This window comes from Brevundimonas sp. GW456-12-10-14-LB3 (assembly GCF_059424365.1).
In genome coordinates, this window is sequence record NZ_JBWKZJ010000009.1 from 21,753 (window position 1) to 34,795 (window position 13,043).

Annotated in this window: 15 protein-coding genes; 5 read left to right on the plus strand and 10 right to left on the minus strand. The window is 68.8% G+C overall.

Annotated features, from left to right (window positions below):
- Positions 1-176: 176 nt before the first annotated feature.
- From AC07XS_RS05790 to AC07XS_RS05820, 7 genes are all read right to left on the minus strand, one after another.
- On the minus strand, positions 177-1,547 hold the full coding sequence (locus AC07XS_RS05790) for a S41 family peptidase (RefSeq protein WP_182714022.1): 1,371 nt from the start codon (positions 1,545-1,547) through the stop codon (positions 177-179).
- 157 nt (positions 1,548-1,704) lie between these two features.
- On the minus strand, positions 1,705-2,793 hold the full coding sequence (locus tag AC07XS_RS05795; RefSeq protein ID WP_182714021.1) for a peptidoglycan DD-metalloendopeptidase family protein: 1,089 nt from the start codon (positions 2,791-2,793) through the stop codon (positions 1,705-1,707).
- 1 nt (position 2,794) lies between these two features.
- On the minus strand, positions 2,795-3,259 hold the full coding sequence (gene rlmH / locus AC07XS_RS05800) for a 23S rRNA (pseudouridine(1915)-N(3))-methyltransferase RlmH (RefSeq protein WP_182714020.1): 465 nt from the start codon (positions 3,257-3,259) through the stop codon (positions 2,795-2,797).
- Positions 3,260-3,262: 3 nt separating this feature from the next.
- On the minus strand, positions 3,263-3,688 hold the full coding sequence (rsfS, locus tag AC07XS_RS05805; protein ID WP_082382550.1) for a ribosome silencing factor: 426 nt from the start codon (positions 3,686-3,688) through the stop codon (positions 3,263-3,265).
- Between the two features lie 133 nt (positions 3,689-3,821).
- On the minus strand, positions 3,822-4,520 hold the full coding sequence (locus tag AC07XS_RS05810) for a nicotinate-nucleotide adenylyltransferase (protein ID WP_257720136.1): 699 nt from the start codon (positions 4,518-4,520) through the stop codon (positions 3,822-3,824).
- A gap of 52 nt (positions 4,521-4,572) precedes the next feature.
- Positions 4,573-5,463: an alpha/beta fold hydrolase gene (locus AC07XS_RS05815; protein WP_494732656.1), complete on the minus strand. Its 891-nt coding sequence runs from the start codon at positions 5,461-5,463 to the stop codon at positions 4,573-4,575.
- 2 nt (positions 5,464-5,465) lie between these two features.
- Complete coding sequence (locus tag AC07XS_RS05820; protein WP_182714019.1) at positions 5,466-5,957, minus strand: Fur family transcriptional regulator; 492 nt, start codon at positions 5,955-5,957, stop codon at positions 5,466-5,468.
- Positions 5,958-6,059: 102 nt separating this feature from the next.
- On the opposite strand from AC07XS_RS05820, the gene AC07XS_RS05825 reads away from it, so the two are divergent.
- Positions 6,060-8,102 carry a TonB-dependent receptor gene (locus tag AC07XS_RS05825; protein ID WP_152948982.1) on the plus strand — a complete coding sequence of 681 codons (2,043 nt, stop codon included), beginning with the start codon at positions 6,060-6,062 and terminating at the stop codon, positions 8,100-8,102.
- A gap of 86 nt (positions 8,103-8,188) precedes the next feature.
- A complete protein-coding gene (locus tag AC07XS_RS05830) occupies positions 8,189-8,965 on the plus strand; it encodes a SapC family protein (protein ID WP_054764052.1) in 777 nt (258 codons plus the stop codon).
- 58 nt (positions 8,966-9,023) lie between these two features.
- Here AC07XS_RS05830 and AC07XS_RS05835 read toward each other — a convergent pair whose 3' ends face one another.
- Positions 9,024-9,431 (minus strand): hotdog family protein, encoded by a 408-nt coding sequence (locus AC07XS_RS05835; protein ID WP_182714018.1) that lies wholly within the window; start codon positions 9,429-9,431, stop codon positions 9,024-9,026.
- A gap of 9 nt (positions 9,432-9,440) precedes the next feature.
- On the minus strand, positions 9,441-10,469 hold the full coding sequence (locus AC07XS_RS05840) for an MDR family NADP-dependent oxidoreductase (RefSeq protein ID WP_182714017.1): 1,029 nt from the start codon (positions 10,467-10,469) through the stop codon (positions 9,441-9,443).
- A gap of 330 nt (positions 10,470-10,799) precedes the next feature.
- Here AC07XS_RS05840 and AC07XS_RS05845 point away from each other — a divergent pair, with 330 nt between their 5' ends.
- The gene (locus tag AC07XS_RS05845) at positions 10,800-11,147 is read left to right on the plus strand and encodes a hypothetical protein (protein WP_152948986.1); all 348 of its coding nucleotides are present in this window, start codon (positions 10,800-10,802) and stop codon (positions 11,145-11,147) included.
- 72 nt (positions 11,148-11,219) lie between these two features.
- Here the strand turns inward: AC07XS_RS05845 and phyR are convergent, their stop codons facing one another.
- Positions 11,220-12,026 carry an anti-anti sigma factor/receiver protein PhyR gene (gene phyR, locus AC07XS_RS05850; protein WP_152948987.1) on the minus strand — a complete coding sequence of 269 codons (807 nt, stop codon included), beginning with the start codon at positions 12,024-12,026 and terminating at the stop codon, positions 11,220-11,222.
- Between the two features lie 201 nt (positions 12,027-12,227).
- Between phyR and nepR the strand changes: the two genes are divergently transcribed.
- On the plus strand, positions 12,228-12,431 hold the full coding sequence (gene nepR, locus AC07XS_RS05855) for an anti-sigma T factor NepR (RefSeq protein WP_054764057.1): 204 nt from the start codon (positions 12,228-12,230) through the stop codon (positions 12,429-12,431).
- Positions 12,428-13,039 carry a sigma-70 family RNA polymerase sigma factor gene (locus tag AC07XS_RS05860; protein WP_054764058.1) on the plus strand — a complete coding sequence of 204 codons (612 nt, stop codon included), beginning with the start codon at positions 12,428-12,430 and terminating at the stop codon, positions 13,037-13,039. The genes nepR and AC07XS_RS05860 overlap by 4 nt, the downstream gene beginning before the upstream one ends.
- Positions 13,040-13,043 lie beyond the last annotated feature (4 nt).

Below are 13,043 nucleotides of genomic sequence, written 5' to 3' on the forward strand. Positions count from 1 at the left end.
GAAGGAAAACGGGGGGAAAGGCAACCGATGCGAGTCACGTCCCCGCCCGCTTTGCGTCATCCTCGGGCTTGACCCGAGGATCGAATGCGCCGCCGCTCTGCGCGGACGTCAGGCGCACGTCTCGCTCCTCGCCCGATCCTCGGGTCAAGCCCGAGGATGACGGAGAAGACTAGACATCAGTCCTCAGGCGTCTCTTCCGACCCCTCGTCCGCCTTCGGTTCCGAACCCGGCTCGGTCACCACAATCCCCTCCGGCGGGGCCGACAGTTTGGACAGGTCGCCGCCGGCGCGCAGGACGTCCAGGGCGCGTTGCAGCTGGTAGTCTTTTTCCTTGTCATAGGCCTCGCCCGGCGCTTCGCGGGGCGTGTGCGGCCCCTTGCGTTCCGCGCCGATGGAGGAGTCCAGGGCCGTCGCATAGGCGGCCTCGGAATAGATGAAGCTGGAACGCGAGACGATCCGGGCCTCGGCCTCGGACCGGGCGACCTCCAGGTCCGGCTCGATGCCGATCTTCTGGATCGAGGCGCCGGACGGGGTGTAGTAGCGGGCCGTGGTGATCGACAGGGCGCCGTCGCGGCCCTGGCGCAGCGGGATGACCGTCTGGACCGATCCCTTGCCGAAGCTGGTCAGGCCGACGATGGTCGCCCGTTCGTGGTCCTTCAGGGCGCCGGCGACGATTTCGGAGGCGGAGGCCGAGCCGTAGTTGACCAGGACCACCAGGGGCAGGCCGCCGGTCAGGTCGCCGGGCTTGGCGGAATAGCGCTGAATCTGCTCGGGCTTCCTGCCGCGCTGGCTGACGATCTCGCCGCGCTCCAGGAAGGCGTCAGAGACGTCGATGGCGGCGTTCAGCAGGCCGCCGCCGTTGTTGCGCAGATCCAGAACGAAGCCCTTCACGCCCGGCTTCTCGGCCTTGATCTTGGCGATGGCCTCGGTCAGTTCGCGGCCGGTGTTCTCGTTGAAGGTCGAGACGCGCAGATAGCCGAAATCGCCCTCGACCCGGCCGGTGACCGACTGGACCTTGATGATCTCGCGGGTCAGGGTCACCTCGCGCGGCTCCTCGCCGTCGCGCAGGAAGGTGACGCGCACGCTGGTCCCGGCCGCGCCGCGCAGCTTTTCCGACACCTGGCTGACGGTCAGGCCCGCCGCGTTCTGACCTTCGATGGCGCTGATGACGTCGCCGGCCTGAACCCCGGCCTTGGCGGCGGGGCTTTCGTCCATCGGGGAGATGACCTTCACCAGGCCGCCCTCGGAGGTGATGGTCAGGCCGACGCCCGAATACTGTCCCTCGGTCCGCTCGCGCAGCTCGTCATAGTTGGACGGCGGCAGATAGTTGGAGTGGGGATCCAGCGCCGTCATCATCCCGGCGAGGGCCGCCTCGATCAGCTTCTTGTTATCGACCGGGACCACATAGGCCTGCTCGACGATGCCGACCACGTCGCCGAACAGCTCCAGCATGCGGAAGGTTTCGTTGCGGGGCGTCTGGCTGGTGGCGACGGCGGCCGAGCCGCCGAGAACCAGGGCGGCGCAGCCGACGAGGAGCAGTTTACGCATTCGGTCTCTTTCGGTCGGGCCGATCATGGAAGGCGCCCGTTGGGAGGGTAGGGCCGCACAGACACGACGAAATCGTGGCTGAGCGGCGTCGGTCCGATAAAATCAGCGTCCGGCGGGAAAGCAAGGCCAATCGTCGCCCGAGGGCGCATCCGGCCGCTCATCGCAGCCAGGGACCGGGGTCGATCGGGCGCTCGTCCCGGCGCAGTTCGAAATAGACGTCGCCGTCCGGCCCGCTGCGGCCCAGGGTCTGGCCGTCGGAGACGCGGGTGTCCGCCTGGACGTCCAACTGCTCCAGCCCGGCGATCACCGCCCGCCAGCCGGGGCCGAGATCAAGAATCACCACCTGGCCCCAGCCCGTCAGGGGACCGGCGTAGGCCACCTTGGCGTCAGCCGGGGCGGCGACGGGGGCGCGGTCGGCGCGCCAGCGCCAGCCCGAGGTTCCCGCCCCCCAGGTCTGGGTCGGCGCGCCGCGCACGGGCGGACTGAGCCGGTTGCGGCCGGCCGGCAGGCGCGCGGTCTCGGCCTCGGCGGCCTCGGCCTCCTGCGCGGAGGGGACGGCGCCGCCCAGGTCGCGGATTCGAGCCTCCAGCGCCCGCGCCGCCCGTTCGGCGCTGCGCGCCTCGGCGTTCAGCACGGCGGTCAGGGCGGTCTTGCGCGCGGTCAGCCCCTCGATCTGGGCGCGGCGATCGCCCTGGGCGCTTTCGGTGGTCAAGAGCCGTTCCGAGGACAGGACCGCCAGGCGACGAATGCGCATGATCTCGGCCTGGCGGTCGGCCAGGGCCTTGGCGCGGCGCTCCAGCTCGGGCGTCATGGCCTTCAACAGGATGGAGGCGCGCACCGTGTCGATCGCCTTGTCGGCGGGAACCAGAAGCGGCGGCGGCGGGCGGCGGCTCATCATCTGAAGCGCGCTGAGCAGACGCCCCTGGGCGCCGCGCTCGCGGGCCAGGTCCGTGACCAGGTCCGCCTCCCGTTCGCTCAGCTGCTTCAGCCGGGCCCTCTGGTCCTCGATCTGGCGGTCGTCGGTTCGTTCGTCGGCGCGCAGGGCGGCGAGCCGACGCTCCAGCTGGGCCAGTTCGGCCTTGGCGGCCTCGGCGTCGGCGCGCAGGCGCCGCGCCCGCACGGCCTCGTCGCGATATTCGGCCTGGATCCGCGCCAGTTCGCTCTCGGACGCTTGGCGCCCCGCCGCAGGGGCGGCGAGGACCAGCCCCGTCATCAAGGCGAGAGAAAGTGCTGAGGCGCGGCCCATGTCAGTCGCGATGATAAGGCGATCCGGCCAGAATGGTCACGGCCCGATAGAGCTGTTCGGCCAACATGGCGCGGGCCAGGGCGTGGGGCCAGGTCTGGGGACCGAAGGCCAGGGTCGAGGCGGCGGCGGCGCGCACGCTTTCGTCCAGCCCGTCCGCCCCGCCGATGGCGAAGACCAGACGGCGTTCGCCCTGGTCGCGCAGCTTGGCGACGTGGTCGGCGAAGGCGCGCGAGGAATAGGTCTTGCCCCGTTCGTCGCAGGCGATCAGGTGCGCGCCCTCGGCGGCCGCAAGGATCAACTCGGCCTCCGGCGCCTTGCCGGGTTTACGGGCTTCCAGATCGATCAGTTCGAGGGGACCGAGGCCCAGCGCGCGTCCCGACAGGGTGGCGCGCTTGGCATAGTCGTCGGCGAGCGTCGCCTCAGGCCCCCGGCCCGGTCGGCCGATGGCGACGATGCTCAGCTTCATCTTCTAGTCGCGGACCATGCGGTGAGCCGAGTCCACGGCCCAGATCTTCTCGATATTGTAGAAGGTCCGCACTTCCGGACGGAACAGGTGGACGATCACATCCCCCGCGTCGATCAGGACCCAGTCGCAGTGCGGCAGGCCCTCGACCTTGGCCTTGCCCAGGCCCTGGTCCTTCAGGGTGCGCAGCAGGTGGTCGGCGATGGCGCCGACGTGGCGGTGCGAGCGGCCGGAGGCGACGATCATGGTGTCGGCCATGGCGCTTTTGCCCTTCAGGTCGATCAGGACCATGTCCTGAGCCTTGTCCTCGTCGAGGCGGCTCAGCAGGGCTTCTTCAAGCGGAGTCGATCCGACCGGGCGGGGGACGGAATCCCCGAATGCGGCGGTCGTTTCAGATCCGTCTTCGGAATGGAGAGGTTCGATAGGGTCCATCTCGTGCGCCGTGTTCGAAACGGCGGCGTCTTGCGCGTCATACGCGGGCGAGGGGGTCAGCGGAGGGCTCCAGGAGCATTGACTAAAGCAGCCCCTTAGCACGGATGGGGGCGAACGTGAACCGGCGCCGGGATCACGAGCCCGCGTCCGGCCTCTTCGAGGCCCGGATGGCGGTCGAGGACAGGGGATTCAGGGGCGCCGTCAGATAGGTCCAGGCCGGGGCCGCCAGGGTCGGCAGAAGGCCCGCCTGCTCCGCCGGGATACGGAAGGCGGCGAAGCGGGCGGCCGCCGGCGCCGTGCGGCTGTCCAGCTGCGATCCCGGCCGGGCGATCACCGCCACGGGCATCAGCCGCATGATGTCGGTCCAGCCCCGCCAGCGATGGAAGCCGGCCAGATTGTCCGATCCCATGACCCAGACGAAATGGACGCCCGGATGGCGGGCGACCAGCAGGCGCAGGGTCTCGACCGTCCAGACCACCCCGGCCCGGCTTTCGAAATCCGAGACGATCATGGACGGGCCGCCAACCCTGGCCTGGGCCTGGGCCGAGGCCATCCGTTCGGCCAGGGGGGCGCTGTCGCGGGCGTCCTTCAACGGGTTCTGGGGCGAGACCAGCCAGACCACCCGATCCAGGCCCAGCCGCCGCATGGCCGTCTCGGCCACATGGGCGTGGCCTTCATGGGCCGGATTGAACGATCCGCCGAACAGGCCGACCTTCATCCCCGGCGTCAGGATCAGCCCGTCGCGAAGGGCCCCCGGTCGGGGGCCGGCGCCTTGGGGCGCGGGACCGGCGTGAAAGAAGGGCAAGCGAGGCGTCTCGGGGGTTATGCTCAAGGCGGCCTTATCATGGGGGCGACCGCCCTGTCCCCCGATTAATCGTCCGGCCTCAGACGGCGGCTTCGAACAGGGCCTCGCGCGTCACGTCGGCGTGGGTCATGGGGAACATGTGACCGCCGCCGCGCACCACCTCGACCGAGACGTGCGGCAGGCCGCGCGGCGACGAGGGCACGTGGGTCAGGGCGCCGTGTTCCGCCTTCAGGATGCGGATCGGACCGCGATAGCGGCGAAGCGCCCGCCAGGGATCGTGCGCCTGGGCGGCGTAGTTGGCCGCCTCCCAGGCCGGGGTGGCGGCCAGGGTGAAGCCGTCGGGGCCTTCCACCAAGCCTTCGGCCAGATAGTCGGCCAGCACCATGTCGGGCCAGCCCTTGAACGCCCCCCGACCGCGGTAGGCGGCCATGGCCTCCTCGCGGCTGGCGAACAGGGCGCGGCGGCGAAGCGTGGCGCGTGCGATCGGAATGCGGGACAGAAACCGGTGGGCGAAGGGCAGGTTGAACACCAGCATGGCGGACCGCCGCCAGATCACTGCGTCCAGCAGAACCAGGCTGGCGACCCGGTCCGGCCGCTCCGCCGCCGCCAGCAGGGAGGCGGTCCCGCCCATGGAATGGCCCGCCAGGACCGGCGGCGGACCTTCGATCGTCTCCATCAGGGCCAGAAGATCGTCGCGGTGATCCCGCCAACTGGTCTTGGGCCGGGCGAACACCGGCAGGTCAGAGGCCCCATGGCCACGAAGGTTCGGAGCCCAGATCCGCAGCGACGTCGACAGGGGCGACAACAGGCTGCGATAGGCGCCGGCGTTGAAACCGTTGGCGTGGGAGAAGATCAGATCGACCGGACGCTTAGGATCCCCGAAGTCCAGGACCGACATCCGCCCCCCGCCCCATCGATTGTCGATCGGGACGCTGAGCCGGCGCGGCGGCGACATCAGGGCCGCATCCATGATCAGGCCGCATCCCGGCAGGCGGCGCACAGGCCGTGCGCCTCGATCGTGGTGCGGGCGATCGCATAGCCGGCGGCGGCGCCGGCGGCGGCGATGACGTCCTGGCCCGGCCCGTCGATCTCGCGCGTCACCCCGCAGCAGTCGCAGATCAGAAAGGCGGCCGCATGGCTGCCCCCCACCTCCTGGCCGGCGCAGGCGACATAGGCGCTGATCGAGGCGATCCGGTGGGCCATGCCATGGCGTTCCAGGAATTCGAGCGCCCGATAGACGGTGGGCGGCTTGGCGGCCTGTCCGTCCTCGCCGAACCGGGCGATCAGATCATAGGCCTTCACCGGCTCGCCGCTCTCGAGCAGCAGCGACAGCACCCGCCGGCGCGGCTGGGTCATGCGTTCGCCCGCCGAAACCACCCGCGCCTCCGCCTCGGACAGGGCGCGGTCCAGGCGTGCGCCGTTCAGGCCGGAATGAAGATGATCATGGTCGCAGACGGCGTTCATGAGCCACAGCTAATCCTTGATAAGCCCGGCCGCAACAGAACACGGCTTGCAGTCCGTGATGTTATCTCATAACAGAAACGCTTCCTCTCCTGAACCCCAGTGATGTCCATGCGTCAGACCGTCACCCGCTCGCTTCTGCTTTCCGCCGTCGCCTGGAGCGCCCTGGGCGGCGCCGCCCTCGCCCAGACCCTGGCTCAGACCGGCCCCGGCCGTCCGGCCCAGGTCGATGACGTCATCGTCACCGCCACCCCCTATGGCGTCACCCAGCGCGCCACCACCATCGCCACCGACGTGCTGGACGACCAGGCCCTGGCCATCGCCCCGGCGACGTCTCTGGGCGATCTGGTCAACGGCCTGCCGGGCGTGCGCTCGACCGACTTCGCCCCCGGCGCCAGCCGCCCGGTGATCCGGGGCCTGTCCGGCCCGCGCGTCCAGGTGCTGACCAACGGCCTGGGCCAGATCGACGCCAGCTCCGTTTCGCCGGACCACGCCGTGGCCACCGATCCCGGCGAAGCCCATCGGATCGAGGTCGTGCGCGGCCCGGCCACCCTGGTCTATGGCGGCTCGGCCATCGGCGGGGTGGTCAACATCATCGACGACCGCATCCCTGAAGCCCTGCCTGAAGGCGGGGTCGAGGGTCGGGTCTCGACCCAATATTCCAGCGTGGACGACGGCCGCGGCGCCTCGGGCCATGTCACCGTCGGCGCCGGCCGGTTCGCCTTCAACCTGAGCGGCGTGACCCGCAAGACGGACGATTATGACATCCCCTCCCCCGCCCGGTCCCAGGTTCTGGCCGACAGCGACGGCGAGCCGCGCGGCGCGGGCGACAAACAGCCGAACTCCTGGTCCGAGCTGAACGCCTGGGGCGTCGGCGGCTCCTATATCGCCGACAAGGGCTTCGTCGGCCTGTCCTACAAGAAGACCGAAAGCGAGTACGGCACGGTCGCCGAGCCGGAGGTCTTCATCAATCTGGAGCAGGAGCGCTGGGACGGCCGCGGCGAATACCGGTTCGACGCCGGCCCCTTCGCCAAGGTCCGCGCCTCCTACGGCCACGCCGACTACACCCACACCGAGTTCGAAGGACCGGGCGAGCCGGGCACCGTCTTCAACTCCGACGGCTGGGAGACCCGCGGCGAACTGGTCCAGCGCGAGCGGAACGGCTGGAACGGCGCCGTCGGCGTCCAGGCCCTGGAGCGCAATTTCGAGGCGATCGGCGAGGAGGCCTTCGTCCCGACCGTCAAGATCGAGGAACAGGGCCTGTACACGGTCCAGCGCTATGACCGCGACCGCTACGGCTTCGAGGGCGGGCTGCGCTATGACCGCCGCACCCTGAGCGCCGTTCCGCTGGGCGAGACGGCCGAGGTGGAGCGTCAGTTCGACAACTGGTCCGCCAGCGGCGCCGCCTTCCTGCGTCCCCAGGCCGGCCTATTCCTGGGGCTGAGCCTGTCGCGGACGGAACGCGCGCCCAGCGAGGTCGAACTGTTCGCCGACGGCGTACACGTCGCCACCGCCGCCTATGAGACCGGCGACCTGGGCCTGGACACCGAGAAGGTGACCACGCTGGAGGGCACGGTCCACTTCGACCGTGACCGGTTCTCCGGGGATATGCACCTCTACAAGGCCTGGTACGACGGCTTCATCGACGAACGCCGCACCGGCGCAGACTTCACCACCGACGAGGGCGAGACCTTCCCCGTCTATCGCTTCGTCCAGACCGACGCGGACTTCTACGGCTTCGAAGCCGAGGCCGCCTACGCCCTGTGGCAGGACGGGGATCGCAAACTGTCGCTGGAGGGGGCGGCCGACTATGTCCGCGCCGACACCGACCTGGGGCCGGCCGCGCGCATTCCGCCCTGGTCGGCGACCGCCCGCCTGGCCTGGACCTCGACGCTTTGGGACCTGACCGGCGAAGTGCGCCACGTCGGCGAACAGGACCGGCTGGCGGAAGGCGAACTGCGCACGGACGCCTATACGCTGGTCAATCTGCGCGGGGCGGTTCGGCCGTTCGCCGACAAGGACGTCACCGTCTTCGCCGAGGCGCACAATCTGACGGACGAGGAGGCGCGCGAGCATACCTCCTTCCTGAAGGACATCGCGCCCCTGCCCGGGCGCAACCTGCGGATCGGCGTCAGCTACGCCTTCTGACCGGTTCCTGATCGGGCGGTTTGCCGCTGAGGCGGGCTTGGGCTAGAAGGCCCGCCTCATTCCACTCCAAGAGCGCCTGGCTCCTCATGACCGATACGAACAACTCGCCGCTCGAAGGCAACGTCCTCTTCTATACGAAGCCGGAACCGCTGGACCCGACCCTGCACGGCGCGCTGGGCGTCAACGCCGCCGACAAGCCCTACGCCTTCGTCGGCCAGACCAACATCGTGCCGCTGACGGTGACCGAGTTCGCCGCCGCCGCCCTGTCCTATCCGGTGATCTTCACCGGTGAGAACCGCCAGCCGGTCGTGGTCATGGGACTGCGCCAGGGCGAGAACCTGTTCGTGGCGGACGACGGCGACTTCCGCCCCGACGCCTACATCCCCGCCTATGTGCGCCGCTATCCGTTCGTCTTCGCCGACGACAAGCAGAATCAGCGCCTGATCCTGTGCATCGACCGCGGCGCCTCGATCGTGGCCGAGGGCGGCCAGAACCCGCTGTTCGTCGAGGGCAAGCCCAGCGACTACACCAATATGGCGATGGAGTTCTGCAACAACTTCGAACAGGAGCGTCAGCGCACCGAAGCCTTCGTCAAGCTGATCCAGGACCTGGACCTGCTGGACGTGCGTGAAGCCGTCTTCACCCCGCGCAACCCGGACGGCACGCCCGGCGCGCCCCAGAAGCTGGCCGAATATTACGCCGTGTCGGAAGACAAGCTGAGGGCCCTGCCGGCCGAGAAGCTGGCCGAGCTGCGCGACAACGGCGCCCTGGGCCAGATCTATGCCCATCTGGTGTCGCTGCTGGGCTGGGACCGCCTGATCGCCCTGGCCTTCCTTCGCCAGGCCCCGGCCAGCGTCAACTGAGCCTCGGCCTGACGTCAAAGAGAACGCCCGCCGGTCGCACCGGCGGGCGTTTTCAATTTCAGCGTCGGGAGAACAGGGCGCGGGTCAGGCAGGAGAAGACCAGCCGCCCGGCCTCGTCCAGCAGATCGTGCTGGGCGATGACGATGCCCTTTCCGTCGCCGACCGGATCCTTGCCCATGACGGTCATCCGGCCCCGCAGCAGCTCGCCCGGCGGCGGATTGCGCAGATAACGCAGCCCGTCGACGGCCAGGACCTTGGTCTGGGCCCAGGCGCCCGACTTCTCGGCCGCCAACCGGCTCCACAGGGCGTAGATCATCGCATCGGGCGCCCCATAGGCGGCGTCCCAGCCGGGCGCGAACCGCTCGACGAAGACGTCGAGCGCCCCCGGATCGACCGCACAGGCCCCCAGGGGCACGACCTGCCCCGTCTCCAGATCCTCGAAATGGACGAGCAGGGGGTCGCTCATGGAAATCCTTCAGCCTGGTTCTTCGGAAACACGAACCAGCAGCTTGCCGTCGTGGTCGCCGGTGAACAAGCGGTTCAACGAGTCCACCGCGCCTTCGAGGCCGTCATCGACGTGGACCTTCCACTTCACCCTGCCCTCGGCCAGCCATGGGCCCATTTCGGCGACCATTTCGCGAGCGCGAGGCGCATAGTCCAGCACCAGGAAGCCCTGGACGTGGAGCCGATGGGTGATGATCCGGGCGAAGTTGGGCGACGGCGGCGCCTTGGTGGCGTTGTAGGACGAGACGAGGCCGCACACCGCCATCCGGCCGTGGACCTTGAGCCGGTTGAAGACGGCGATCATGATGTCGCCGCCGACGTTTTCGAAGTTGAGATCGATTCCGTCGGGCGCCAGCCGGTCCAGCGCGTCGCCGACGTCCTCGTTCTTGTAGTCGATCGCCGCGTCGAACCCGAGTTCGTCGGTCAGCCAGGCGCATTTCTCAGGGCCGCCGGCGATGCCGATGACGCGGCAGCCGCGCTGTTTGGCGATCTGGCCGGCGATCGAACCCACCGCCCCCGCCGCCGCGGAGATCACCATCGTCTCGCCGGCCTTGGCTTTCAGCACGTCGGTGACGCCGAAATAGGCGGTCATGCCGGTCATGCCCAGAACCGACATATTGGCCGTCAGCGGCAGGCCGGGCGCCCGGTGCACCGGCCGAACCCCGGCTTCCGGCACGACGGCGTAGTCGGCCCAGCCCCCGGCGGCGGGCATGACGACGTCGCCGACCTTGAACCGGTCCGAGCGGCTGTGCTCCACCACCCCAAGGGTCAGGCCGCGCATGACCTCTCCCAGCCCCACAGGCGGCAGATAACCTTCGGAATCGTTCATCCAGGTCCTGTTGGTGGGGTCCAGCGACAGATAGACGGTGCGGACCAGCACCTCGGATTCCTTCACCTCCGGCACGGGCGTCTCGACCAGCTCCAGGTCGCCGGGCTGAACCAGGCCCTTGGGCCGCTGACGCAGCACCCACTGACGATTGATCTTGGCGTTGGAAACCATGCGTCTCTCTCCGTGCGTTTTCTTTGAGGATCATCTTGGCCCTGCGCGCGGCGCGGGTCGAGGGCCGGGTTGAAAAGAAAAAGGCGGTCCAAGCGGACCGCCTTTGAAGTGGCATCATCGAGAATGAGGTGCGGAGGCGGCAGATTGGCTGTCGCCAATCTCAAGTCGGGGGGGCGTCGCCGCCTCCGCAGTCTCCTAACGGCGTGGGTGAACCCCGGTTCCCGACAACAGGCGGCTTTTTTTCGTGCCTGGCGCGAAAGATCCCGGGTAGGAACGCCGTTACTCAGGCGGCGTTGTGTCTGGTCATAAGCAACAGCCGGGACGCAGACCATGACGCACCAAGAACCGCAACCGAACAACGATCGTCTGGTCGATCGTCAGGGCGTAGATGCGCGCTCGGCTCGCCAGGGCCGATCCGGCAGCCGAATCCTGCTGATCCTTATCGCCTCCCTGGGCGGCGCGGCGCTTTTGCTGGGTCTGCTTTGGATGTTCAGCCAGGGCGGCCTGTCCCAGACCAACGCCAACGACGGGGACCAGGCGGTCGATGCGCGCGCCTTCAGCGGCGATGCTGCGACGCCGCCGGCCGCCGACGCGCCGACCGGCCCGAACGGCGAGCCGCAGCCCGTGCCGACCGGAGAGGCGGCGAACGTCAACGCCCCGACCCAGCCGTCCAGCTGATGTGAAAAAGCCCCGGCGCCGAGGCGGCCGGGGCTTCATCCGCGCCCTCGGCGGGCGCAAGGGCGTCCGAGATTAAGCCGCTTCCTTGTGGCGCGACGGATGGAAGAACAGGGCTTGGCTGATCGCCGCCTTCACCGTCTCGGGCTGGAAGGGCTTGGTGATCAGGAAGGTCGGCTCAGGCCGTTCGCCGGTCAGAAGGCGTTCGGGGAAGGCGGTGATGAAGATCACCGGCACGTCGATGTCCTTCAGGATGTCCTTGACCGCATCAATGCCGGAAGAACCGTCGGCCAGCTGGATGTCGGCAAGAACCAGGCCGGGCTTGTGGCGAGCCACCGCCTCGACGGCCTCGTCATGGGTGGTCGCAGCCCCGGTGACGCGGTGGCCCAGTTCCTTCACCAGGCTCTGAATGTCGGCGGAGATGATGGCCTCGTCCTCGATCACCAGGACGTCGGTGGCCAGTTCGGCGTCGATGTCCGACTGGGCGTCGGCGATCAGCCGCTCGACGTCGCGGGGATCGGCCGAAAGGATCTGGGCCGCTTCCGAAGGCGTGAAGCCTTCCAGGGCCGTCAGCAGAAAGGCCTGGCGCGAGCGCGGCGCGATCCGCATCAGGCGACGCGAAGCCTCGTCGCGGCCGTCGCCCAAGGCGCCGATCTGAGAGCCGCTTTCCAACTGGGCGCCGGTCGAGGACCAGATGGCGTGGAAGACGTGATAGAGGGCGACGCGCGGCGTCATGTCCGGCGAGAGCTGCTGCTCTCCCGCAGCCAGCGCTTCGAGTGCGACCCGCACATAGTTGTCGCCGGTCGATTGATCGCCGGTGAGGGCCCGCGCATAGCGGCGGACATAGGGCAGATGCGGCGCAAGTCTGGCCAGAAGGCTCATGCTGGATAGTCCCCGACAGAGGCTGCGCGCCCGAGGATGGACGACAGCGATACAGAGGCTGAAAACGCCAAAGCCCCGATGCGGTTCCGCAGCGCTTGCGCTCTGTCGATTTTTATTACCGCATCTGAGGAACCCGGAGCCAGAGGGACCGTTAATGGACCTGCATTTCTGCACTGCAGTTGGGTGGGCGGTGTTCTGTCTATGATTGACTCTTCCGATTCCTCGCGGCGCAAGGGCGCCGGCAACACGGGGGAGGCGGGGCTCGAAGAAGCTCGCCTTCGTCAACAGGCCATCGGCGTCAAGCTGCGGCACATGTTCGACGAGGTGGTCAACGAGCCCGTGCCTGACGAATTCCTGGATATTCTGAAGCGCGCCGACGCCAAGGCGTCGGACGGTGGCGCATGAGCACGTCCCGATTGGGCGCCGCGCCCAAACCCGCCTCTGCGGATGATGAGGGCTTCAAGCGGGAACTGGTCCTGCTGATTCCGCATCTGCGCGCCTTCGCCCGCACCTTGACGGGCGATGCGACGGCCGCCGACGACCTGGCCCAGGATGCGATGATGAAGGCCTGGGACGCGCGCGCCAGCTACCAGATGGGCACCAATATGAAGGCCTGGACCTTCATGATCCTGCGCAACCAGTTCTATTCCGAGAAACGCCGGTCCTGGCGTCAGTCGCAGCTGGACCAGGAGGCCGCCGAGCGGACCCTGGTGGCGGTGGACGACCCCGAGGCCCCGGTGGCCCTGGACGAACTGCGTCAGGCGCTGAAGACCCTGCCCGAAGAGCAGCGCGAGGCCCTGATCCTGGTCGGCGCCGGAGGCTTCGCCTATGAGGAGGCGGCCGAAATCTGCGGCTGCGCCGTCGGCACGGTCAAGAGCCGCGTCAGCCGGGCGCGCCGCGCGCTTCTGACCACCTTGGAAAAGGGCGGATACAGCCGCGACGGCAAGGCCGCCGGGGACGCCATGCGCACCATTCTCGGCGAGGCCGACAGGCTGGCCGGCGCGCGGTCCTGAGCCT